We start from the raw sequence: 22,621 nt of genomic DNA, 5'->3' as shown, positions 1-22,621 counted from the left end.
CGACGACGTGGCGGCAGGAACGAGAAGTCGGGCCGGTGCCTGGGCGCCGGCCCGACCGAGTGTCAGGCGCAGCCGAGCTCGCCCAGCATTCCCTGCCGCAGCCGGGTGATGATCCGCTTGATCAGCCGGGAGACGTGCATCTGGGAGCACCCCAGCCGCTCGCCGATCTCGGCCTGGGTGGCCTCCTCCACGAACCGCATGTGGATGATCTGCCGGTCCCGGTCGCTCAGCTCCGCCATGAGCGGGGCGAGCGCGTGGAAGTCCTCGACGAGCCGCAGGCCCTCCTCCTCCACACCGATGAAGTCGGCGAGCACGGCCTCGCCGTCCTCGGGGCCGTCGCCGGTGAGCGCGGCGTCCAGGGAGGCGGAGTTGTAGCCGTTGGAGGCCAGCTGAGCCTCGACCACCTCCTTCTCGGAGAGGTTCATCAACGTGGCCAGCTCGGCGACGGTCGGGTCCCGGTCCAGCCGGCTCGACAGCTCCTCCCTGGCCTTGGCCAGCTCCACCCGCAGCTCCTGGAGGCGGCGCGGCACATGGACGGCCCAGGTGGTGTCCCGGAAGAACCGCTTGATCTCGCCGACGATGTACGGCAGCGCGAAGGAGGTGAACTCGACCTCGCGTGCCAGCTCGAACCGGTCGATGGCCTTGATCAGGCCGACCATGCCGGTCTGGACGATGTCCTCCATGTCGTCGCCGCGGCCGCGGAACCGTCCGGCCGCGAACCGCACCAGCGACATGTTCATCTCGATGAGGGTGTTGCGCGCGTACTGGTACTCGTGCGTCCCCTCCTCCAGCTCGGTCAGCCGGCGGAAGAACTGGCGGGAGAGCTCCCGTGCGTCCCGCGGGGCGACGGACGCGGGGTCCGCGATGCCAGGCAGTGATCCTTCGCCCGTCCTGTCCTGCTCGGTCTGCTCGGCGACCTCTGCTTGCGACCGGATCCCGGCGGCGGTTGTCATTGCCTCTCCCACGAAAGTCACGGTTCGACGTCTGCCTGCACGGCAGCCGGTCGGCCCCCGGATACAGGTCACGTCTCCGCGGGTACCCGATGTACGGCGGGTCATTCCTCCCGCGGAGCCGCTCACGGCGCGAGTACCCCCGGCTACGGCACGCATGCGTGCGTCGCCCGCAAGTGGCGCGAAACAGCCGGTGCGGGCCGGGTTTCCCTGAGGGCGGAACGCCGCGCCCTTGCCCGTCAGCCTACCGCTCCTAGGCTGACGGGATGAGCAACCCGCTGAGCGAGGAAGCCCGAGTGATCCCCCTGCGGCCGGCGCCCGGCCGCCCGGACGTGCCGGACGGCGACCCCGTGCCCCGGGAGCCGCTGTGGCGTGATCTGGTCGGCGAGGTGCTGCGCCGGGAGCGGCGGGCGCAGGAGCGCACGCTCAAGGACGTGGCCGACGCGGCCCGGATCTCGCTGCCCTACCTGTCGGAGGTCGAGCGGGGGCGCAAGGAGGCATCGTCCGAGGTGCTGGCCGCCGCGGCCCACGCGCTCGGCCTGGGCCTCGGCGACCTGCTGTCGCTGGCGCACGGGGAGCTGACCCGGCGCACGGCCGAGCGGCGCCGGCCCGCCGCCGTACCGCACCGGCCCGCCACCGCGCCGGACCGGACGTACCAGGGGCTCTGCCTGGCTGCCTGACCGGATGCCGGCGGCGGCCCGGCCGGCTGTTCGCGGCCGGGCCTTCCCCGGCGGTCGCGGGTGGACCGATGAGTTTCGCGCGGGGGAGCGGTCTCCCTGTGTACGACGGCGTTCCACGCCCGGTTCCACCCCTCGTCCACGCCCCCAGGAGGCGCTCATGACCACCGGCGGATTCACCACGTGTCTCTGGTTCGACGGCCAGGCGGAGGAGGCCGCGCACCACTACGTGTCGGTCTTCAAGGACGCCGCCCTCGGGCGCGTCGTGCGCTGGCCCGAGGGCGGTCCCGGACCGGCCGGCTCGGTGCTGACCGCGGAGTTCACGGCCAACGGCCAGCGGTTCGTCGCGCTCAACGGCGGCCCCGAGTTCACCTTCAACGAGGCGGTGTCCTTCCAGATCCTCTGCTCCGACCAGCAGGAGATCGACCACTACTGGACGAAGCTCACCGAGGACGGCGGCGAGGGGGGACCCTGCGGCTGGCTCAAGGACAAGTACGGCCTGTCCTGGCAGGTCGTCTACGCCCGGCTGCTCGACATGGTCGCCGACCCCGACCCGGAGAAGGCCGCGCGCGCCACCAGGGCCATGATGGGCATGGGCAAGCTGGACGTCGCCGCGCTGGAGAAGGCGTACGCCGGCGAGTAGCGGGAGGTCCGGCGGGCCGCCGTCACCGTGGCCCGGCCTCGGCGAGGATCTCGGCGATCACGTGCCGGGAGTTCTCGGCCAGGGCCGGGTTGGTGTGCCAGTAGTACGGCAGCTGGATCAGCGAGATCGACAGCGCCCAGCCCCGCCCGCGCGCCCACTGCGCGTCGTCGGCGCCGACGGCCTCGCGGAAGGTGTCCCGGGCGGACGCGGGCAGCAGGTTCCAGGCCACGATCAGGTCCACGGCCGGGTCGCCGACGCCGGCACAGCCGAAGTCGATGACCGCGCTCAGCCCGCCCCCGTCGACCAGCACGTTCCCCGGGGAGAGATCCCCGTGCGCCCAGGCCGGCGGACCCGTGTGGTCCGGGGCCCGCAGCGCCTCCTCCCACCGGGCGGCCACGGCCGCGGTGTCGATCCGGTCGGTGAGCCCGTCGAGCCGCGCCAGCGCGGCCCGGGTCGGCTCGTCGCGGGAGGAGAGCGGCACACCCCGGGATGCGGGCGGCCCGTCGCGCGGGTCGATCCGGCGCAGCGCGGCCACGAACGCCCCGAGCCGCTCGGCCAGCCGCTCCGGCTCCGCGACGGCGCCGGCGACCGGGTTCCGCCCGTCCAGCCAGCGGTACACCGACCAGGGCCACGGGAAGTCCTCGTCGGGCGCGCCGAGCCCGGCCGGCTCCGGCGTGGGCACCGGCAGCTGCGGGCCGAGACGGGGCAGCCAGCGCTGCTCGTGCGTCACGTCGGCGACGGCGCCGGGGTGCCGGGGCAGCCGCACCACCAGGCCGTCGCCCAGGCGGAACATGGCGTTCTCCGTGCCGGAGGAGTCCAGGCGCCGTACGGGCAGCGCCGCCCACTCGGGAAACTGCCGGGCGACCAGCCGGCCGACCAGCGGTGCGTCGACACCAACCTCGCCCTCGCGCATCTCGACCGTGTTCATCGCACTCATCACAGCGGACCGCGGGCCCCGGTGTCGACCGAATTGCGGCTGCCGGCTCGGCGCGCGGGCCGCACCCCCGGTGGCTAGCGTGAACAAACGAGCCACACCACTTCAGGAGGGCCGCCAGCATGGCCGTGCAACCCGAGGGAACGCCCTGTTGGGCCGATGCGATGTTCAGTGACGTCGAGGGAGCCAAGCGGTTCTACGGCGACGTCCTCGGCTGGACCTTCGGCGAGTCGTCGTCGGAGTACGGCAACTACACCCAGGCCTATGTGGACGGCAGGGCGGTGGCGGCGGTCGTCCCGCCCATGCCCGGTCAGGAGGGCCAGTCGCAGTGGTGCCTGTACTTCGCCTCGCCGGACGCCGCGGCCACCGCGGAGCGGATCCGGGAGAACGGCGGCGAGGTGCTGATGGAGCCGATGCAGGTCGGTGACTTCGGCACGATGTGTCTGGCCCGGGAGCCCAGCGGAGCCGTGTTCGGCGTGTGGCAGGCGGGCACCCACGAGGGTTTCGAGGCGACGGCCACGCCGGGGGCGTACTGCTGGGCCGAGGTCTTCACCAGGGAGCCGGAACAGACGGACGCCTTCCTCGCCGCGGTCTTCCCGTACCGGATGAAGGAGATCGAGGACGACGCGGTGGACTTCCGGATGTTCGACGTCGGCGAGGACACCGTCCTCGGCCGGATGCGGATGACCGACGACTTCCCGCCCGAGGTGCCGTCGTACATCAACGTCTACTTCACCGTCGACGACTGCGACGCGGCCGTCGACCGGGCCGTCAAGCTCGGCGGGATCCTGCGCTTCGGGCCGATGAGCAGCCCCTTCGGCCGGTTCGCCGCGCTCAGCGACCCGCAGGGCGCGAACCTCTCGGTGATCGACATCACCACCACCGAGGGCGAGATGCCGAAGGTCAGGGAGGTCTGACCGGGCACGGAAGAGCGCCCCGCACGGCCATGGCATGATCGGGCGCATGCGTGAACGTGTGGTGGCCGCGTGCGACGGGGCTTCGAAGGGAAACCCCGGACCGGCCGGATGGGCGTGGGTGGTCTCGGACGACGACGAGCGGACCCCCGCCCGGTGGGCGGCGGGCCCGCTCGGCCGGGCCACCAACAACGTCGCCGAACTGACGGCCCTGGAGCGGCTGCTCGCCGCCGTCGACCCGGACGTGCCGCTGGAGATCCGGATGGACTCCCAGTACGCGATGAAGGCCGTCACGACCTGGCTGCCCGGCTGGAAGCGCAACGGCTGGAAGACCGCCGCCGGCAAGCCCGTCGCCAACCAGGACTTGGTGGTCCGCATCGACGAACTGCTCGGCGGCCGGTCCGTCGAGTTCCGCTACGTCCCCGCCCACCAGGCCGACGGCGACCCGCTGAACGACTTCGCCGACCGCGCCGCCAGCCAGGCGGCCTCCGTCCAGGAAGCGGCCGGCAGCGCGCTCGGCTCCCCGGAACCCCCGCCGTCGCCCGACACCCCGGCCGGGGCCGGCGCGGCGCGCAGGAAGGCGCCCCGCCGCACCGGCGGCACCGCGTCCTCACGCACCGGCGGCACCGCGTCCGGCCGCACCATCAAGGCGAAGTTCGCCGGCCGGTGCCTGTGCGGCCGGTCGTACGCGGCCGGTGAGAAGATCGCCAAGAACGCGCAGGGCTGGGGCCACCCGGAGTGCCGTACCGCCGAGGCTGATCAGGCGTCGAACGTGTAGAACCGGGTGTGGTCCAGCAGGTCCGCCGGGCGCACCGTGTTCCACGGCTTCATGGTGTCGTTCAGGTCCACCACGTCCGGCGTGCCGCCCGCCGGCACGTAGGCGGCACCGGGGTGGCGCCGCTGCCACTGCGACCACAGCTTGTCGACGTAGGCGTGGTGCAGCCAGAACACCGGGTCGTTGGGGGAGACCCCGGTGGCCATCTGTCCGCCGACCCAGACGTGGACGCGGTTGTGCAGGTTGACCCCGCGCCAGCCCTCCAGGTGGTTGCGGAAGCCGTCCGAGGCGCTGTTGTAGGGGGCCGTGTCGTACGTCGCGATCGACAGCACCGACTCCACCTCGGCGGGCGTCGGCAGCTCGCGCACACCCGTGCCGAGCGAACGGCGCAGGAACGTACGGCCGTCGACCCGTACGCTGACCGGCCAGTTCCCCGTGGACGCGGCGAACGGCCCGTCCATCACCCGGCCGTCGCCGCCGCGCCCGGTGCCGCCGAGGAAGTCCGGTGCCCACAGCGAGGCGCGCACCGTGCGGTCGGCGCTCCAGTCCCAGTAGGGCAGGGCGACCGAGGAGTCCACCGACTGCAGCGCCTGCTCGAAGTCGAGCAGGAACCTGCGGTGCCAGGGCAGGAAGGAGGGGGAGCGGTGGCCGGTCCGCTCGCCGGTGTCGGTGTCCGCCATGATGAACGCGTTGTGCGTGCGCACGAAGTCGTCGTAGCGCCCGGTGCGCTTGAGTTCGAGGACGGCGGCGACGAACCGGCGCTTCTCGTCGGCGGTCAGGGTGGCCTGGTTCTTGCGTACGGTCATGGTGCGCGGTGCTCCGGAGGTACTCGGCGGGGCGGTCAGTTGGCGTCGAAGGGCAGCAGCGGCGCGCCCTGCAGCTCCTCCACCGCGGCACGGGCCGCGGCGCGCGGGGTGGCCACCGGGGCGTAGTGGCTGACGACGCTGATCCAGCTGCCGTCGGCGTTCCGCATCACGTGCAGCCGCACGCCGTCGACGAACACGGCGTAGTCGCCGCCGTGTTGGTGGTGGTGTCCGCCGCCGCTCGCCGGACCGCCCTGTATCCGGCGGCCCCTGTAGACCTCGTCGAAGGAGTCGGGTGCGGCGGGCGCGCGGCGGCCCGCGGCCGTCGCGGCGGGTGCGGCGACGATGGCGGCCGAGGCCGTCGCGGCGACGGCGGCTGCCGCGGTGAGCGCGTGACGCCGGGTGATGCCGGGCATGCGGGTCCTCCTGAGGAGCGGTCCGGTGGTGACGACGCATGCCTACCGGGACGTCGAGGAGGGGAAGAAATCGGTGGGAACCGGTTGGCCGTGATCCGGACAATCGGTTACATGTGGTACGGAGTTGAACCAGGATGATCTTGCCGTGACGGCCGTCCGATCCGTACCGGAACGGGGAATTCCTTGCCGGGCCGACCGGCTTCCCGGTGATCCTTCCCGGCCGCCGTCCGTCCCGGTGGCGCGGCTCACCGCGCCAGACTGACGCGATCCGGCGGGCCCATGGCCCTGCTACCCTGCGATGTCAATCGACCACGTTCGGTGACTGTCAGGGGTGTGCGCGTGAAGGTCGTCTGTGTCGGAGGCGGGCCCGCCGGTCTGTACCTCGCCATCCTGCTCAAGCGGCAGGACCCCGCCCGTGACGTCACCGTCCACGAACGCAATCCGCGGGGCTCCACCTACGGCTGGGGCGTCACGTACTGGCGCGGCCTGCTGGACAAGCTCCAGGCCCACGACCCCGCTTCGGCGCGGGCGATCGAGGAGCACTCCTTCCGCTGGAGTGAGGGCGTCGCCCACGTGGGGGACCTGACGACCCGGCACCACGGCGACGAGGGCTTCGGCATCGGCCGCCACCGCCTGCTCGACCTGCTCGCCACCCGGGCCCGCGCCCTGGGCGTCCGCCTGGAGTACGAGGGCGAACCCACCGACCCGCCCGCCGGCGCCGACCTCGTCGTCGCGGCCGACGGCGTGCACAGCGCCCTGCGCACCCGCCGGGCCGGTCACTTCGGCACCCGGATCACCGCCGGCCGCAACCCCTACATCTGGCTCGGCACCAGCAAGGTCTTCGACGCCTTCACCTTCGCCTTCACACAGACCGAGCACGGCTGGATCTGGGCCTACGGCTACGGCTACAGCGGCGAGCACAGCACCTGTGTCGTCGAGTGCTCCCCGGAGACCTTCACCGGCCTCGGACTGGACCGGGCCGACGAGGACCAGGGCATCGCCCTGCTGGAGAAACTCTTCGCCGGGATCCTGGACGGCCACCCCCTGACCGCGCGCCCCGGCGCCTCCTGGCTGACCTTCCGCACCGTGACCAACGAGACCTGGCACGACGGCAACGTGGTCCTGCTCGGCGACGCGGCCCACACCACCCACTACTCCATCGGCGCCGGCACCACCCTCGCCCTGGAGGACGCCATGTGCCTCGCCGAGGCCCTGGGCGCGCACGCCGCCCTGCCCGACGCCCTCGCCGCCTACCAGCGCCGGCGCCAGGCCGAACTGCTGTCCGTGCAGAGCGCGGCCCGCCACAGCGCCCAGTGGTACGAGAACCTGCCCCGTTACATCCACCTGCCCCCGCACCGGATGTTCGCCCTGCTCGGCCAGCGGCACTCGCCCCTGCTGCCGTACGTCCCGCCCCAGCTCTACTACGGCCTGGACAAGGCGGCCGGACGGCTGGAGGCGCTGCGCCGGCTCAAGCGCTGGCTCGGCCCGCGTGCCGCCCGCGCCCTGCACGCCCGCGCGACGGCCCGGCGGGACTAGGTCTGCCGGGCCGCCGTCGAGCAATACGCCGCCCCCCGTGGGGGCTTCGCGGAGGCGCGGCACCACCGCGTCCGCTGCACGCCGGCTCCCCGTTCGGCCCAGGGAACGTTGGTGAATGCCCATTCACCCGATAAGGTGAATGGGCATTCACCTCGTCACCGTGCCGCCCGCAGGAGCGCCGATGGACCAGCCCGCCCCGATATCCCCGCCCTCCCGGCTGCGCGACCGGCTCACCATTCCCGTGCTGGCGTCCGGCGGCATCCTCATGGCGGTCATGCAGACCGTGGTCGTTCCGCTCCTGCCCGACCTGCCCCGGCTCACCGGCGCGTCGGCCGCCGCCGTTTCCTGGACGGTCACCGCGACCCTGCTCTCCGGCGCCGTCCTCACCCCCGTCCTCGGCCGGGCCGGCGACATGTACGGCAAGCGCCGGGTGCTCACCGCCGCGCTCGCGCTGATGACCGTCGGCTCCGTGATGTGCGCGCTCTCCTCCGACATCGGCGTCCTCATCGCCGCCCGCGCCCTCCAGGGCGCCGCCGCCTCCGTGGTCCCGCTGTCCATCAGCATCCTGCGCGACGAACTCCCGCCGGAACGCCGGGGCTCGGCGGTGGCGCTGATGAGTTCCACCGTCGGCATCGGCGCCGCGCTCGGCCTGCCGCTCGCCGCGCTGGTCGTGCAGTACGCCGACTGGCACACCATGTTCTGGCTGACCAGCGCCCTCGGCGCGGCGGGCGTCACGGCGACCTGGTGGGCGGTCAAGGAGTCGCCGGTGCGGGAACCCGGCCGGTTCGACGTCCTCGGCGCCCTCGGCCTCGCCGCCGGCCTGGTCTGCCTGCTGCTGGGCGTCTCGCAGGGCGGCACCTGGGGCTGGGGGAGCGCACGGGTCCTCGGGCTGTTCCTCGGGGCGGCCGTCGTGCTCGCCCTGTGGTGCCTGCAGCAACTGCGCACCGCCCGGCCCCTGGTCGACCTGCGGCTGGTCGCCCGGCCGCGGGTGGGCCTGTCCCATGTGGCGGCCCTGCTGACCGGGTTCGCCTTCTACGCCAACTCCCTGGTCACCGCCCAGCTGGTGCAGGCGCCGAAGGCCACCGGCTACGGCCTCGGCCTGTCCATCGTCGCCACCGGCCTCTGCCTGCTGCCCGGCGGCGTCACCATGCTGCTGTTCTCCCCGCTGTCGGCCCGCATCTCCGCCGCGCGCGGCCCCCGGATCACGCTCGCGCTGGGCGCCGCCGTCATCGCCTGCGGGTACGCGCTCCGCATCGCCGACAGCCGCGACCTGTGGATGATCATCCTCGGGGCCACCGTGGTGGCGACCGGCACCACGCTCGCCTACTCCGCGCTGCCGACCCTCATCCTGCGCGCCGTGCCGGCCGCCCAGACCGCCTCCGCCAACGGCGTCAACGTCCTCATGCGGACCATCGGCCAGGCCGTCTCCAGCGCGGCCGTCGCCGCCGTCCTCGTCCACCACAGCAGCCCCCTCGGCGGCGTCCCCGTACCGAGCCTCCACGGCTACGAGCTCGCCTTCACCATGGCGGGCACCGTCGCCCTCGCGGCCTGCGCGGCCGCTCTGTCCATCCCCGGCGACGGCCCCGCGCCCGGCGCCCGGCGGGCCCGCGGCGGCACCCGGGGCGCCCGCGACGAGGCGATGGAGGGAGCATGAGGACCATGACCACGCCGCCCGCCGAGGCGCCCGCACCCGCACGCCGGGACGCCGAGGCCACCAAGGCCGCCATCCTGAGGGCCGCCCGCCACCTGTTGGCCCGGCACGCGCACGCCGACATCACCCTCAGGGCCGTCGCCGAGCGCGCCGGGGTGAGCCCGCCGCTGATCCTGAAGTACTTCGGCAACAAGGACGCCCTGTTCGCCCGCGTGATGTCCTTCGACACCGACGCCGACGCCCTGCTGGACGCGCCGCTGGACGCGCTCGGCCGGCACATGGTCCGGCACGTCGTGTCCAGCCAGCGCGAGCGGGGCGCCGACCCGCTGCTGCGCATCGTCTTCGCCCCGCTGCACGGCGACCACGGCGACGTCCTGCGCGCCAACTTCCGCGCCCAGGTCACCGAACGCCTCGCCGCCCGGCTCACCGGCGCCGACGCGGGCCTGCGCGCCGAACTCGCCGTGGCCGCCCTGGTCGGCCTCGGCGTGATGTACGGCATCGCCCGTGGCCCCCACGTGCGCGAGACCGACGCCGACGACCTCGCCGAACGCTACGGGCCCGCCGTCCAGGCCCAGCTGACGCCCGGTGCCGGGGCGGCCGGCGGCGCGGGGCCGCCGGCCGGATGACAGACTGACGCCATGGACGAACGCGTAATCGGCAGGTCGGGACAGTGGGCATCGGTGGTCGGGCTCGGCACATGGCAGCTGGGCGCCGACTGGGGCGACGTGGACGACAAGGAGGCGCTGTCCGTCCTGGAGGCGGCGGCCGAGGCCGGGGTGACCTTCTTCGACACGGCCGACGTGTACGGCGACGGGCGCAGCGAGGCCACCATCGCCGCGTTCCTGCGCGGCCGGCCCGATCTGCACGTGCTGGTGGCCACCAAGATGGGCCGCCGGGTCGAACAGGTCCCGGAGAACTACGTCCTGGACAACTTCCGCGCCTGGAACGATCGCTCGCGCCGCAACCTCGGCGTCGACCGCATCGACCTGGTGCAGCTGCACTGCCCGCCCACCCCGGTCTACTCCTCGGACGCGGTGTTCGACGCCCTGGACACGCTGGTCGAGGAGGAGCGGATCGCCGCCTACGGCGTGAGCGTGGAGACCTGCGCCGAGGCCCTCACCGCCATCGCCCGGCCGAACGTGGCGAGCGTGCAGATCATCCTCAACCCGTTCCGGATGAAGCCCCTGTGCGAGGTGCTGCCCGCCGCCCGCGCGGCCGGCGTCGGCATCATCGCGCGCGTGCCCCTCGCCTCCGGGCTGCTGTCCGGCAAGTACACGAAGGACACCGTGTTCGCGGCCAACGACCACCGCACCTACAACCGGCACGGCGAGGCCTTCGACCAGGGCGAGACCTTCTCCGGCGTCGACTACGCGACCGGCGTCGAGGCCGCCGCCGAGTTCGCCGCCCTCGCCCCGGAGGGGTACACCCCGGCCCAGCTGGCGCTGCGCTGGATCATCGAGCAGGACGGCGTGACCACCGTGATCCCGGGCGCCCGCAACCCCGGACAGGCCCGCGCCAACGCCGCCGCGGCCAAGCTGCCGCCGCTGCCGCCGCAGACCTCGGCCGCGATCCGCGAACTCTACGAACGCCGGATCAAGGACCAGGTCGAGCGCCGCTGGTAGCCGCGGGCACGCGGACCGTTTGAAGGAACGACCGGGCGGTTACACGCAACCGCATGACGGAGGCAGGACGACGCAGGGGACGGAATGAGACCGAGGAGGAGCGGGCCGACCGGATGTGGGGCGAGCTCATCCAGGAAGTCCGGGTGGCGCAGACGGGCGTACAGATCCTGTTCGGCTTCCTGCTGACGGTCGTCTTCCAGCCGAAGTACGGCAAGCTCGCCACCGTCGACCAGGTGATCTACATCGTGACCGTCGTCCTGGGCGCCTGCGCGACCGGCGCCCTCATCGGACCGGTCTCCCTGCACCGCCTGGTCTCCGGCCGCCGGGTCAAGCCGCAGGCGGTGCGGCTGGCGTCCCGGATGACCTTCGTCGGCCTGGTCCTGCTGCTCGCCACGATGACGTCGTCCCTGCTGCTGATCCTCCGGGTGGCCACCCACGACGGCTACGTTCCGTACCTCGTGACGGCCGTCGTCGCCTGGTACCTGCTGTGCTGGTACGGCCTGCCGCTGTGGGCCCGCCGCCGCCACACGTCGCGGACGGACGAGAACACCTAGGACCGGCGGGCCAGGGCCGCCAGGTGCCGGTCGTGCGTCCTGCTGAGCAGCAGCACGGAGAGCACCGCCCCGACCAGGGCGCAGAACATGTCCCACTGGGTGTCCCACACATCGCCCTGCGTGGCGAGGAACGCGTCCGCGCCGTGCCCGCCGATCTCGGCCGCCAGCCACTCCAGCAGCTCGAAGCAGGCGCTGAACGCCAGGCAGGCGCACACGGTGAGCGGCGCCAGCCAGCGGCTGCCGCGCAACGGCGAGGTGCGGCTGAGCAGTTCACGGACCAGCACGGCCGGGACGAAGCCCTGCACCAGGTGGCCGAACCGGTCGTACGGGTTGCGCTCGAGTCCGAACGCGTCGCGCACCCAGTCGCCCGCCGGGACCTGCGCGTAGGTGTAATGGCCGCCGACCGCGAGGACCAGCGCGTGCGCGGTCAGCAGTGCGCACAGCAGTCCGGTCAGGGGGAAGCGGCGCCAGAGCAGTACGACCAGGGGCAGCCCGGCCAGCGCCCACACCGTCTCCAGGAACCAGGTGGTGCGGTCGCGCGCGCCCCACGCCGACACGGCCAGCCCGACGGCCACCACGCCGGCGAAGAGGGCGGGCGGCACGCGGCGCGGCGCGCGGAGCGGGGCGGGGTGCACTGCGGTCACGGCGGGCTCCTTGACTGGGGGTCGTAGGAGGCCCATGGTGGCGCCCGGCGGGGACGGCCGGCATGAGTACGGCTACTCAGCCGCGGAGAGGATCTCCGCCAGCAGCTCGTCCACCGCGATCCGCTCCCGGCCCGGCGGGACGATCTGGTGGGTCTCGCGCAGGAACGCGGCGACGGCGGGCGCCCAGGCGAACACCACCGCGTGGTGCCGGCCGCCGTCCGGCCGGATGTCCCCGAGGAACTCCAGGCGCAGCTCGTGCCAGGGACCGGTGGCCTCCGGGCGCATCCGGACGTCACCGACGCCGACCGGCCCGGTCAGTCCGTCGGCGAGCATCTGCCGGTCCAGCCGCCAGCAGGCCAGCACCCGGCCGTCGTGGGCGAAGACGGCGCTGACGGCGAACGGGTCGTCGGCGTCGTAGCTGAGGTGGGCCAGCACCGGACACCTGCCGGTGCCCTGCGCGAGGAGCTGCACCACCAGGGTCTTGTGCACGAACGACTTCACGCGGGGGCCTCCGGGACAATAGGCGTAGAGCCCTCTAGTACCCCCGCTGCGCCCGGAATGCTCACCCGTGTGACTGAATCCGAAAGACGGCGCTCCGCACGGCCGGACGGCAGCGGGGGCCGCCCGGCCCGGGAGCGCACGTGGCAGGCGTGCCGCGCGGCGGCACGCCGTCAGGCGAAGGCCTCCCGCAGCGCCGGCAGCAGGGTCTTCGCCGACCAGTCCAGGAACTCGGGCTGTGAGTCACCGCCGATCTGGACCAGGGCGACCTCCCCGAACCCGGCCTCCGCGTAGGGCCGTACGGCCTCCACGAAGGCGTCGGGGTCGTCGCCGCAGGGGATGGAGGAGGCGACGTCGTCCTCGGTCACGAACTGGGTCGCGGCCTCGAAGGAGTCCGGGTGCGGCAGTTCGGCGTTCACCTTCCAGCCGAGCCCGAACCAGCGGAACTGGGAGTGGGCGCGCTTGATCGCCGTTTCCCGGTCGGGGTCGTAGCACACCGGCAGCTGGCCGACCCGGGGCTTGCCGCTGCCGCCGTGCCGGTCGAACGCCTCCAGCAGGCCCGCCTTCGGCTCGGTCGCGATCACCAGGTCGGCGAGGTGGCCGGCCAGCTTGCAGGACTGGTCGCCGGAGACGGCGATGCCGATCGGCGGCGCCTGCTCCGGCAGGTCCCACAGCCGTGCCGACTCCACGTCGAAGTGCTCCCCGTGGTGCGTGACATGGCCGCCCTCGAACAGCGCCCGGATGATGCGCACCGCCTCTTCGAGCATCTCGTGACGCACGTCCACCGGCGGCCAGCCGCCGCCCACGACATGCTCGTTCAGGTTCTCCCCGGCGCCCAGGCCGAGCCGGAACCTGCCCTCCGACAGCAACTGCACGGTCGCCGCCTTCTGCGCCACGATCGCCGGGTGGTAGCGCAGGATGGGGCAGGTCACGTACGTCATCAGGGGGATCCGCGAAGTGGCCTGGGCGGCGGCGCCCAGCACGCTCCACGCGTACGAGGCGTGTCCCTGCGAGCGCAGCCACGGGAAGTAGTGGTCCGAGATCACCGAGAAGTCGAAACCCGCCTCCTCGGCCTTCACCACGTGGTCCACCAGATCCCGGGGACCTGCCTGCTCGGTCATCATCGTGTATCCGATTTGCACCATAGGGTGCGAGTCCCCGGCTCGGCGCCCGGAAAACGGCCCACCCGCGCGTGTCACTCCCGCGGCGTGCGGAAGGTTCCGAGGAACGTCTTCAGCGCCAGCCGGTTGGCCGCGTCGTCCCAGGCCGCGGCCGGGGTGGTGAAGCGCAGCGAGAAGCCCCGCGCCCCGCCCAGCAGGAAGCCCCGCCCGAAGGTGTGCGCCCGGGCGTCCCCGGAGCCCGCCAGCCACTCCAGGTCGGCGGCGCGGCGGCCCTGGTACGTGGTCGCCCGCACGGCGCCGACACGGCCGTAACCGGGGAGCTTCCTCAGCCCGGGCTCGACGTCGTCCCGCCAGACGGCCACCGGATCGGGGCCGACGCGCTCGCTGTAGGTCACGGCGAGCGTGGGGGAGCCGCCGCCCCGGCCGAACGTGACGCGGTAGGCCAGGCCGGACACCCGGGAGGTGGTCAGCCGCCGCCAGCCGCCGGGCAGCGCCACCGAGAAGCCCTCGGGCGCGATGTACCGACGGTAACCGGCCGGCAGGGCGGCCGTCGGCTTCGAGGAGGGGGCCGGGGCGGGTGCGGAGGTGGGTGTGGCGCCGCCGGGCTGCCGGGCCGCGGGGCCGGACGGGGTGGCCCGGGGCGGTGCCCCCGCCGTGTCCGTGCCGGAGGACAGCGCACCGGACGCGGCCAGCGCCGCCACGGCGGCCACGGTCACCACGGCCAGCGCGGTACCGGCGATCAGGGCCCGTCCGCCCCGCAGCGGTCCCGGGTGGCGCACGGCCCGGTACGCGCCGCGCACCCGGGGCTCGGGGGCCGGTGGCCGCTCCGCGTCCGTGTCCTCGCGCAGCGCCCGGGTCAGCGCCTCGCGCACCACCGGCCGGGTCAGCCGCTCCCGCGCGTTCTTGCGCAGCAGACCCTGCACGGCCTGGGTGAGCGGCCCGGCGCGCAGCGGGGTGCGCAGCGGCAGCCGGTCCACCGCCTTCAGTGTGGCGTCGGGCCGGCCGCGGTCCCGGAACGGCGGCCGGCCCTCCACCATCGTGTAGAGCAGCGCGCCCAGCGCCCACAGGTCGGCCGCCGGGCCGATGCGCTCGTCGCGGGCCTGCTCCGGGGAGGCGTACGACGGTGCCGTCAGCCGGGGCACGAGCGTCGCGCCCGCCAGCCCGAACCCGGTGACGACGACCGGGCCGCCGTCCCGCACGAAGACCTGGCCGGGGCTCAGCTCGCCGTGGGTGACGCCCTCGTCGTGCGCGGCCTCCAGCACGTCCAGCAGCTCCAGGCCGAGCCGGGCCGCCCGCACCGGGTGGAACGAGCCCTCCTGGGCGAGGAGTTCCCCCAGGGGTGTGCCGTCGACCCACTCGGTGACCGTCCACAGGGCGCCCGCCTCCACCACGGCGTCGACGACCGCCGCCACCTGGCCGGGGCGCAGCAGCCGCATGGTCTCCGAGGTGCGGACGACCCGGGCCGTGACGCGGCGCGCGGCGTCCCGGTCGACGGGCTCCGGCAGGGCCGTCTGCGCCACGAGGCGGGGCTGCTGCGCCGCCAGGTCCTCGGCGTACCACCACAGGCGGTTCGTCTCGCGGGAGAAGACCTCCAGGAGCCGGTACCGTCCGGCGACCAACTCGTGTGCGGAGACGTGCGCCTTGGCCATGGTCATCCCTCGCTGAAACCCCTGCCTCGTCTTTCCCAGAGGTACGCGGGGCGAGCGGGGGTGCGTTCAGGGGCGCGCCCAAAAGCTGTGACGGCGCGGTGCCGGCGGTGAAGCAGGGGCAGCAGCGCCGTCACAGCAGTCCGAAGCGGCCGGCCCAGTCGGTGAGTTCCCGGGGTGTCGTGTTGCCCCCGCACACGACGAGCCCGACGCGTGCCCCCTCGCCGACCCGCTCCAGTACCTGCCGGGCCGCCGGCAGCAGACAGCCCGCGGCCGGTTCGGCCCACACCTTGGCGTGCTCGGCGAGGTCCAGACAGCCCCGCACCGCGTCCCGGTCCGGTACCACCAGCACCTCCTCGACCAGCGCGGACACATGGTCGTACGTCAGCCGTGACACCGAGGGCGCGCTCAGCGTGGTGACCAGTGAGGAGAGCGGGACGGGCACCGGACCGCCGGCCTCCAGCGCGCCGGACATCGCCTCCGCGCCCTCGGTCTCCACGCCCCACACGCGCACCCCGGGCCGCCGGGCGCGCAGGGCCGCCGCCACCCCGGCGATCAGACCGCCGCCGCCGACGCTGACGACGACGTCCGTCAGCTCCCCGGCGTCCTCGGCCAGCTCAAGCCCCACGGTGCCCTGTCCGGCGATCACGACCGGGTCGTCGAACGGGTGGACCAGGGTCAGGCCCTCGTCCCGGAGCCGTGTCACCAGTTCGAAGGCGCTGTCCATGCCGTCGGTCAGCCGCACCACCGCCCCGGCCTCCTCGGCGAGCGCGAGGGAACGGGCGGGCGCGGTGCGCGGCATGACCACGGTCGCCTTCACGTCGAGGGCCGCCGCCATCACCGCGAGCGCGATCCCGTGGTTGCCGCCGCTGACCGCGACCACGCCCGCCGCCCGCTCGGCCTCGCTCAGCGACAGCAGCTTCGCGGTGGCCCCGCGGGCCTTGAACGAGCCGGTGCGCTGGAGCAGTTCGAGCTTGGCGGTGACGGGGACGCCGAGCAGCGCGCCGAGGCCGGGGCTCGGTACCGTCGGCGTGCGCACGACGTGCCCGGCGATCCGCCGGGCGGCGGTTTCGATGTCCGAGATCTCGATCACGGTGCTCCACCCTTCCGGCGCGGATCGGGACCGCGCCGCTCGCACCTTCACCCGCCGGGGGGCCGGAGGTCAACGCCCTTCCGGATCATGGCTACAGCGCGCGGCCCACCAGGGATTCCAGCAGCTCCGTCAGATCCTCCGCGGCCCCGGCGGCCAGCGGCGCGGCGGTGAGCAGTTCCCGTGCCGCGGCCGTGTGGGCGCGGGCCTCGGCCAGGGCCGCCGTCCGGCCCCCCGCCGCCTCGATCAGCGCGGCGGCCTCCTCGGCGTGCCCGTCCGGGCCGAGCAGCGCGGGCAGCCGCCGCGCCACCGGGGAGCCGAGCGCGGCCAGGACCGGGAACGTCCTCTTCCGCTCCCGCAGATCGCCGCCCACGGGCTTGCCGGTGACGGCCGGGTCGCCCCAGATGCCGAGCACGTCGTCGACCAGCTGGAAGGCGATCCCGAGGTGGCGGCCGGCCCGGTCGAGCGCGTGGGCGGTGTCCCCGGGCGCCCCGCCGAGCGTGGCGCCCAGCGCCGCGGCACAGCCCAGCAGCGCGCCGGTCTTGCCCTCCGCCATCGACCGGTACTCCTCGGGTGTCACCCGCTCCGGGCCGGTCCAGGGCCGGGTGGCGAACAGCAGGTCGTCGGCCTGTCCGCGCACCAGGTCGGCGAGGGCGCGGGAGAGGAGCCGCACCGCGCCGGGGCCCTCGGGCAGGGCGGCCAGGGTGTCGACCGCCAGCGCGAACAGGGCGTCCCCGGCCAGTACGGCCGGACCCGTGCCGTAGGCCCGCCAGACGGCGGGGCGGCGGCGCCGGGTCGCGTCGCCGTCCATGATGTCGTCGTGCAGCAGCGAGAAGGCGTGCACCAGCTCCACCGCGACCGCCGCCGGGATCCCGGCCCGGCCGCCGGCGCCCGCCGCCTCGGCCCCGAGGACGGCCAGTGCCTGCCGTACGCCCTTGCCGCCCGGCGCGGTGGCGGGCGCCCCGCCGACCTCGCACCAGCCGAAGGAGTACGCGGCCATCTCGGCGACCCACGGGTGCAGCCGCCCCACCGCGTCCCGCAGTTCCGGCCGCACCAGCTCGTGGCAGCGGGCGAGGACGTGCCGGGCGGAGTCCCGCACCGGCGTGCCGGGCCCCGTCATCGGGTGCCCTCCGCGTCGAGTCCGAACTCCCGCTGGGCCCGGGCCACCATCTCCCGCGCGTGCCGCAGCCCGCCGCGCTCCAGGGTCCGGGCGAGGTCGGCGAGTTCGGCGGCGGTCTCGGCGCGGTCGCGGCCGAGCCGGGCGAGGGACTTGGCGAGGCCCAGCCGGGACAGCGCCTCGCCGCGCGGTTCGCTCATCGCCCGGAACTCGCTCAGCGCCAGCTCGTAGGTGTCGCGGGCCTCGGCGTACCGGCCCGCGCGGTACAGGACGTTGCCCTGCATCTTGTGGTTGTAGGCGAGCGCGCTGGAGAGGTTCATCTCCCGGCAGGTCCGCTCCGCCTCGGCCAGCAGCTCCAGCGCCCGCTCGGTGGCGCCGTCGCGCACCGAGAGGATGTCCGCGAGTCCGCGCAGCGCCCAGGCGTGCCCACGCCGGTCCTCGGCCCGGCCGGCTATCTCCGCCGCCTCCTCGAACAGGGCGTACGCCCTCTCGTAGTCCCCGGTGTTGCGGTGCATCTGGGCGATGCCCTCCAGGGCCCACACCGTGTGCCGGGCCTCGCCCCGCTCACGGGCCTCGGCCAGCAGTCGCTCGTGCAGCCGGCCGACGGCCGCGTAGTCGCCCTGGATGCGGCCGGTCTCGGCGAGGCCGGCCAGCGAGTAGCCGCGCACGACGACGTCCCCGCCGCGCTCGCCGAGTTCGGCCGCGAGCCCCAGCAGCCGCCAGGCCAGCGGGAAGGCCCCGCGCTGCCGGGCGAGCGTGCCCCCGCTCCACAGTGCCCAGGCCATCGCGGCGGTGTCGCCGGCCTCCCGGGCGGCGCGGTAACTCGCCTTCCAGGCGCGGTCGGCCTCCCGCACCTGGCCGAGCCGCCGGTGTGCCTCGGCGACGGCGAGCCCGCAGCGCGCCGCCTCGCCGGGGCGTCCGGCGTGCTCGGCCTCGCGCAGCCGCTCGGTGCCCGCGGCCAGCACGTCGACCAGCGAGGAGTTCACGGACAGGGTGGTCAGGGTGCCCTGGTACTCCGGGGCGAAAGCCTTGCCGTACATGCGTACCCTTCTATACACCGAGTGTATACATGGCGTGTATAGCGTCTCGGAAAAGTGCCCCGGCCCGAGGGGCCGGGGCTCGGTCTGTCGACGATCAAGACGCCGGTACGGCGACGCGGGTTGCCCGCCCCCCGGCATCACCTGTGAAGGTTCAGTGCTGGTCCTTCTGGGGCGTCACCTCGCTGGGCCGCACCACGACGAAGCCCTCACCCTGGAGCATCAGCTGCACGGCCTCGCCCGAACCGCCGCGCAGCATCGAGCCGATGGACTGCGAGCGGTGCAGCGAGGTCTCCAGGTGCGCGGTCCAGCCGACCACGGCGTCCGTGTCGACGTACACCGGCGCCTGCGCCGACACCGGGATGACCAGCGGGTTGCCCTCGCAGACCAGACCGAGCCGGCCCTGCCCGCTGAAGACGCTGTTGAACAGGCCGCCGCCCGCGATGCCGGAGCCCTTCACCGTCTTGATCTCGTACGAGAGCGAGGCGTCGAAACAGAGCACGTTGCGGCCGTTGACGGTGAACTGGTCACCGGCCTCGACCTCCACGATGAAGCAGTTCTGCGCCTCGTGCGCGAACCAGGCCTCGCCCTGTCCGCGGACCGCCATGAGGGGCAGTCCCTCACCGGTGACCGCACGCTTGAGCATGCCGCCGACGCCCTGCCCCTTGCGCTCGAACTTGAGGCTGCCGCGGTAGGCCACCATCGCGCCCTGCCGGGCGTACATCTCGCCGTTCACCGCGTACTTGACGCACTTGGCGTTCTCGACGGACATCCCCGGCTCCACGGCCGGCTGCACCACGTGCTGACTGGAAAAGAGATCACCCTTCATGCGGGGCATGGTGTCCCGGAGGATGTCATTCCGCCAAGATCACGGAACATACCGGTTCTTCCGGGGCAGGCGCCCGCCCGTGCCGGCGCACGTCGTCCGGCACGGGCGGCCCCTCCCCGTCAGGCGGCCTGCCACAGCGCCGGCACCGCCGGGGGCTCCCAGCCCCGCTGGGACGTGTGCGGCTGGAGGCAGACGTACGCGCGCGCCGCGTACGTGACCCAGTCACCCGCCCGGTACGCGGTCCCCGGCGTCCAGGTGTTCTCCGGCGAGGAGGGACCGGGACCCGGGCCGGGGTCCTGCGGGACGTCGAGGACGAAGTCGAACGACGCCTCCCGGCCGCCGCTCCCGTCGCGCACCGCAATCAGCAGGCGGGGGTCGAAGAGGGTGTCGGTGCTGTTGCGCGGTTCGTTCGGGAAGTACAGCTGGGTGGTCAGGACGGGACGGTGCGGTGCCTGCACCTTGACGTGGAGGTGACGGGTCCGGCCCGGATACAGGCCCGGCACGATCGTGGTCAGCGCGAAGGAGCCGCGGGAGTCGGTGAACTGGTGGCCGCGCAGCCGGAAACCGGTGCCGTCGTACGCGCCGTTGGTGTCGGCCTGCCAGAAGTCCAGCAGGACGCCGGACAGGGGGAGGCAGGCCCGGCCGAAGACGTAGCCGGTCACGGTGAGCCGGGTGCCCGGCAGGCCCGGCTCCAGCAGACTCGTGCGCTCCGGTGAGTTCGGCGTGAAATAGGGGCCCTCGATCTGCTCCGGAGTGGGGTGGTCGCCGTCGTCGCACGGCGGGGTGAGCCCGGGCGCCGTGCCGCCCGCGACGAACGTGCGGGCGAGCGCCGGACCGCCGATCAGGGCGACGGGCACCGCGGCGGTGGCGGCAAGTGCCGCGCGCAGCACCGTCTTGCGGTGGACAAGGCGCCCGGACCCCGGCTCGTCCTGCGCCCCGGCGCCGTTTCTGCCTGCTCCGTCCATGTCTCCTCCTCGTGGGGGGTCGGATGCGGAACGAAACTAGGGGCGCGTGGGCGGCACTTCGAGGGACTGGTCGCGGGGGCTGTGGTGTTTTCGGAAGTCACCGGGGCTGCTGCCCGTCTCCCGCCGGAAGAACCGGCTGAAGTAGGCCGGGTCGGTGAAGCCGGTGCGCGCGGCGACCTGCCGCACCGACAGCCGGGTGTGGGCGAGCAGTTGCTGCGCCTGGTAGACCCGGGCCTCGATGAGCAGCCGTCCCGGCGGACGGCCGGTGGCGGCCCGTACCGCCTCGGTGAGGTAGCCGGGCGTCACGCCGAGCCGGGTCGCGCACTCCCGCACCGTCCACCCGGCCGCCTCCGGGCGCGCGATCAGCCGCGCGAACGCCTCGGACACGGCGGCCGAACGGCCCAGCACCCGTGCGCCGCGGTCGTCCTCGCCGTGCCGTGGCAGCCGGGCGGCGCGTACGACGAGCACGTGGAGCAGCGAGCGCAGGACGCTCTCGTGACCCGGGGCGCGCTGTCGGTGCTCCGCGACGAGTTCCGCCATCAACCGCCCCACGGACCTGTCGTGTTCGGGGTCCAGCGCGAACCAGCCCCGCTTCCCGAGCCGCCGCAGCACCGCGCGGTCGCCGGGGTGGTCGACCAGGAAGTCGTCGGTGAACAGCGCCAGCGTCCCCTCCGGTCCCCGGCCGCCTTCCCAGTGGTGCACCTGCCCGGGCAGCACCACGGCCAGGCGCGGCGGCCGGACCGGCCACCGCGCCAGGTCGACGACGTGCGTGCCGGAACCGGAGCGGACGTGGACGATCTCGTAGAACGTGTGCCGGTGCGGACGGCCCCACCGGGACAGCGGCCCCACCGCGTCGAAGGAGCCGGCGGCGAACGGTGGGTCCCCCGGCCCGGCCACCTCCAGCCGGTGCAGGGGCACGTCCCCGGCAGCTGTCGGCAGACCGGGTGCTCCCGGTGGGACGGTGGTGCCGCGCATGGCTCGTGCTCCCTTCCTCCGGGCGAGCCGGACGGCTCGCCGTTCCTCACGGGCAGGGAGCACCTACCGCACTATGGTCTGTACCAACCCCTTGCCCCGCGCCCCACGGCGTCGCAAGCTCCCCTCATGGAGCTGGAGTTGCGGCATCTCAGGACCCTTCGGACCATCGCGGAGGCAGGAAGTCTGACCAGGGCGGCGACGGTGCTCGGGCTCGCGCAGCCCGCACTGAGCGCGCAGCTCAGGCGCATCGAACGGACCCTGGGCGGCACCCTGTTCGAACGGGGGCGGAACGGGGTGCGGGCCACAGCGCTCGGCGAACTGGTCCTGGAGCGCACCCGCGTCGTGCTCCCCGCGGTCAGCGAACTGCAACTGGAGGCGGCCGAGTTCGCCCGCGGGCGCCGGGAGGGGGAGCGGCTGCGGCTGGGCGGCACCCACGGGCCGCTGCTCGGCGCGCTGGTGGACCGGCTCGCCGACGCCGCCCCCGGCACCAGCCTGACCACCCGCGCCTCCTGGTCGGAACGGGAACTGGCCGGTCTGCTCGCCGAGGGACGCCTGGACTTCGCCCTCGCCGGTACCTGCGGATCCGCGCCCCCACCCCACGGCACCCACCTGGTCTGGGAGGAGATCGCCGTCGACCCGGTCTTCGTCATGCTCGCCGACACCCATCCGCTCGCCCGGGGGCGGGAGACCGACCTGGCCGCGCTCGCGGACGAGGCGTGGGCGTGCGTCCCGGGCGACGGCTGTTTCGGCGACTGCTTCACCGCGGCCTGCGCCCGGGCCGGCTTCACCCCCCGCCGCATGTACGAGACGGACACCGCGTCCTGCGTCCACCTGGTGCAGGTCGGCCGGGCCGTGGGCCTGTGCCGGGCCACCTTCCCGTCGACGCCCGGCCTCACCACCCGTCCGCTCGCCGGCACCCCGCTGGTCTGGCGGCACCTGCTGGGCTGGCGCCCGGCCGGCCAGCGACCGGGCATGGCGGCCACGGTGCTCGCGCAGAGCCGCAAGGCGCACGAGGACGCGGCGGCGCGCAGCGACGGCTACGCCCGCTGGCTCGCCCACCGCGGGGAACCGGCGGCCACGGCGCACCGCCGCACCGGGCGCGCGTCCTCGCGGGCACGCGGGCGGGACGCGCGGCTGCCATAACACCGGGGCAGGGGGTCGGCTGACGTCTTACGGGAACGGGCGGGCGCTCCGTACGGTTCCGGCACTCCACCGAATCCGAGG

At 74.1% G+C, this 22,621-nt stretch carries 24 protein-coding genes; 10 read left to right on the top strand and 14 right to left on the bottom strand.

The window, feature by feature from the left end; all coding sequences use genetic code 11:
* Positions 1 to 62: 62 nt before the first annotated feature.
* Positions 63 to 953, bottom strand: coding sequence for an RNA polymerase sigma factor SigF (locus tag AB0946_RS37675; RefSeq protein WP_366765234.1), 891 nt, complete (start codon positions 951 to 953; stop codon positions 63 to 65).
* 263 nt (positions 954 to 1,216) lie between these two features.
* On the opposite strand from AB0946_RS37675, the gene AB0946_RS37670 reads away from it, so the two are divergent.
* Together AB0946_RS37670 and AB0946_RS37665 are read left to right on the top strand one after the other, a co-directional pair.
* A complete protein-coding gene (locus tag AB0946_RS37670; protein ID WP_366765233.1) occupies positions 1,217 to 1,630 on the top strand; it encodes a helix-turn-helix transcriptional regulator in 414 nt (137 codons plus the stop codon).
* A gap of 157 nt (positions 1,631 to 1,787) precedes the next feature.
* Positions 1,788 to 2,270: a VOC family protein gene (locus AB0946_RS37665; RefSeq protein WP_366765232.1), complete on the top strand. Its 483-nt coding sequence runs from the start codon at positions 1,788 to 1,790 to the stop codon at positions 2,268 to 2,270.
* Positions 2,271 to 2,292: 22 nt separating this feature from the next.
* On the opposite strand, the gene AB0946_RS37660 is transcribed toward AB0946_RS37665, so the two are convergent.
* Complete coding sequence (locus AB0946_RS37660; RefSeq protein ID WP_366765231.1) at positions 2,293 to 3,198, bottom strand: aminoglycoside phosphotransferase family protein; 906 nt, start codon at positions 3,196 to 3,198, stop codon at positions 2,293 to 2,295.
* Between the two features lie 128 nt (positions 3,199 to 3,326).
* Here AB0946_RS37660 and AB0946_RS37655 point away from each other — a divergent pair, with 128 nt between their 5' ends.
* Together AB0946_RS37655 and AB0946_RS37650 are read left to right on the top strand one after the other, a co-directional pair.
* A complete protein-coding gene (locus AB0946_RS37655) occupies positions 3,327 to 4,121 on the top strand; it encodes a VOC family protein (protein ID WP_366765230.1) in 795 nt (264 codons plus the stop codon).
* Between the two features lie 34 nt (positions 4,122 to 4,155).
* Positions 4,156 to 4,896, top strand: coding sequence for a ribonuclease H (locus AB0946_RS37650; RefSeq protein WP_366765229.1), 741 nt, complete (start codon positions 4,156 to 4,158; stop codon positions 4,894 to 4,896).
* On the opposite strand, the gene AB0946_RS37645 is transcribed toward AB0946_RS37650, so the two are convergent.
* Both AB0946_RS37645 and AB0946_RS37640 read right to left on the bottom strand, forming a co-directional pair.
* Entirely contained in the window at positions 4,878 to 5,699 is an 822-nt protein-coding gene (locus AB0946_RS37645; RefSeq protein ID WP_366765228.1) for a tyrosinase family protein, read from the bottom strand. The genes AB0946_RS37650 and AB0946_RS37645 overlap by 19 nt on opposite strands.
* Before the next feature lie 35 nt (positions 5,700 to 5,734).
* Positions 5,735 to 6,112 carry a tyrosinase cofactor gene (locus tag AB0946_RS37640; protein WP_366765227.1) on the bottom strand — a complete coding sequence of 126 codons (378 nt, stop codon included), beginning with the start codon at positions 6,110 to 6,112 and terminating at the stop codon, positions 5,735 to 5,737.
* A gap of 339 nt (positions 6,113 to 6,451) precedes the next feature.
* Between AB0946_RS37640 and AB0946_RS37635 the strand changes: the two genes are divergently transcribed.
* The 5 genes from AB0946_RS37635 to AB0946_RS37615 all read left to right on the top strand — a co-directional run bounded on the left by AB0946_RS37635 (position 6,452) and on the right by AB0946_RS37615 (position 11,475).
* A complete protein-coding gene (locus AB0946_RS37635; RefSeq protein WP_366765226.1) occupies positions 6,452 to 7,648 on the top strand; it encodes an FAD-dependent monooxygenase in 1,197 nt (398 codons plus the stop codon).
* A gap of 181 nt (positions 7,649 to 7,829) precedes the next feature.
* Positions 7,830 to 9,302, top strand: coding sequence for an MFS transporter (locus AB0946_RS37630; RefSeq protein ID WP_366765225.1), 1,473 nt, complete (start codon positions 7,830 to 7,832; stop codon positions 9,300 to 9,302).
* Positions 9,299 to 9,925 (top strand): TetR family transcriptional regulator, encoded by a 627-nt coding sequence (locus AB0946_RS37625; RefSeq protein ID WP_366765224.1) that lies wholly within the window; start codon positions 9,299 to 9,301, stop codon positions 9,923 to 9,925. Before AB0946_RS37630 ends, AB0946_RS37625 begins: the two co-directional genes overlap by 4 nt.
* Positions 9,926 to 9,937: 12 nt before the next feature.
* Entirely contained in the window at positions 9,938 to 10,921 is a 984-nt protein-coding gene (locus tag AB0946_RS37620) for an aldo/keto reductase (protein WP_366765223.1), read from the top strand.
* A gap of 53 nt (positions 10,922 to 10,974) precedes the next feature.
* Positions 10,975 to 11,475: a DUF6328 family protein gene (locus tag AB0946_RS37615; RefSeq protein WP_366765222.1), complete on the top strand. Its 501-nt coding sequence runs from the start codon at positions 10,975 to 10,977 to the stop codon at positions 11,473 to 11,475.
* Here the strand turns inward: AB0946_RS37615 and AB0946_RS37610 are convergent.
* From AB0946_RS37610 to AB0946_RS37565, 10 genes are all read right to left on the bottom strand, one after another.
* The gene (locus AB0946_RS37610; RefSeq protein WP_366765244.1) at positions 11,472 to 12,077 is read right to left on the bottom strand and encodes a DUF2238 domain-containing protein; all 606 of its coding nucleotides are present in this window, start codon (positions 12,075 to 12,077) and stop codon (positions 11,472 to 11,474) included. The genes AB0946_RS37615 and AB0946_RS37610 overlap by 4 nt on opposite strands.
* A 114-nt stretch (positions 12,078 to 12,191) precedes the next feature.
* Entirely contained in the window at positions 12,192 to 12,620 is a 429-nt protein-coding gene (locus AB0946_RS37605) for an SsgA family sporulation/cell division regulator (protein WP_366765221.1), read from the bottom strand.
* Between the two features lie 170 nt (positions 12,621 to 12,790).
* Complete coding sequence (locus AB0946_RS37600; RefSeq protein ID WP_366765220.1) at positions 12,791 to 13,762, bottom strand: LLM class F420-dependent oxidoreductase; 972 nt, start codon at positions 13,760 to 13,762, stop codon at positions 12,791 to 12,793.
* A gap of 50 nt (positions 13,763 to 13,812) precedes the next feature.
* The gene (locus AB0946_RS37595) at positions 13,813 to 15,393 is read right to left on the bottom strand and encodes a protein kinase (RefSeq protein WP_366765219.1); all 1,581 of its coding nucleotides are present in this window, start codon (positions 15,391 to 15,393) and stop codon (positions 13,813 to 13,815) included.
* Positions 15,394 to 15,517: 124 nt separating this feature from the next.
* Positions 15,518 to 16,477: a threonine/serine dehydratase gene (locus AB0946_RS37590; protein ID WP_366765218.1), complete on the bottom strand. Its 960-nt coding sequence runs from the start codon at positions 16,475 to 16,477 to the stop codon at positions 15,518 to 15,520.
* A gap of 91 nt (positions 16,478 to 16,568) precedes the next feature.
* Entirely contained in the window at positions 16,569 to 17,594 is a 1,026-nt protein-coding gene (locus AB0946_RS37585) for a polyprenyl synthetase family protein (protein ID WP_366765217.1), read from the bottom strand.
* Positions 17,591 to 18,631, bottom strand: coding sequence for a tetratricopeptide repeat protein (locus AB0946_RS37580; protein WP_366765216.1), 1,041 nt, complete (start codon positions 18,629 to 18,631; stop codon positions 17,591 to 17,593). Before AB0946_RS37580 ends, AB0946_RS37585 begins: the two co-directional genes overlap by 4 nt.
* A 151-nt stretch (positions 18,632 to 18,782) precedes the next feature.
* Complete coding sequence (locus AB0946_RS37575; RefSeq protein WP_366765215.1) at positions 18,783 to 19,457, bottom strand: AIM24 family protein; 675 nt, start codon at positions 19,455 to 19,457, stop codon at positions 18,783 to 18,785.
* A gap of 119 nt (positions 19,458 to 19,576) precedes the next feature.
* Positions 19,577 to 20,422 (bottom strand): carbohydrate-binding protein, encoded by an 846-nt coding sequence (locus tag AB0946_RS37570; protein WP_366765214.1) that lies wholly within the window; start codon positions 20,420 to 20,422, stop codon positions 19,577 to 19,579.
* A gap of 36 nt (positions 20,423 to 20,458) precedes the next feature.
* Complete coding sequence (locus tag AB0946_RS37565) at positions 20,459 to 21,397, bottom strand: helix-turn-helix domain-containing protein (RefSeq protein ID WP_366765213.1); 939 nt, start codon at positions 21,395 to 21,397, stop codon at positions 20,459 to 20,461.
* Positions 21,398 to 21,523: 126 nt separating this feature from the next.
* Between AB0946_RS37565 and AB0946_RS37560 the strand changes: the two genes are divergently transcribed.
* On the top strand, positions 21,524 to 22,540 hold the full coding sequence (locus AB0946_RS37560; protein ID WP_366765212.1) for a LysR family transcriptional regulator: 1,017 nt from the start codon (positions 21,524 to 21,526) through the stop codon (positions 22,538 to 22,540).
* The last annotated feature ends 81 nt before the right edge of the window (positions 22,541 to 22,621 follow it).

This window comes from Streptomyces sp. NPDC046870 (genome assembly GCF_040704595.1).
Taxonomy (GTDB): Bacteria; Actinomycetota; Actinomycetes; order Streptomycetales; family Streptomycetaceae; genus Streptomyces; species Streptomyces argyrophylli.
Note: the sequence above shows the minus strand (reverse complement) of the source record. Positions and strands in the feature narration are given on the sequence as shown.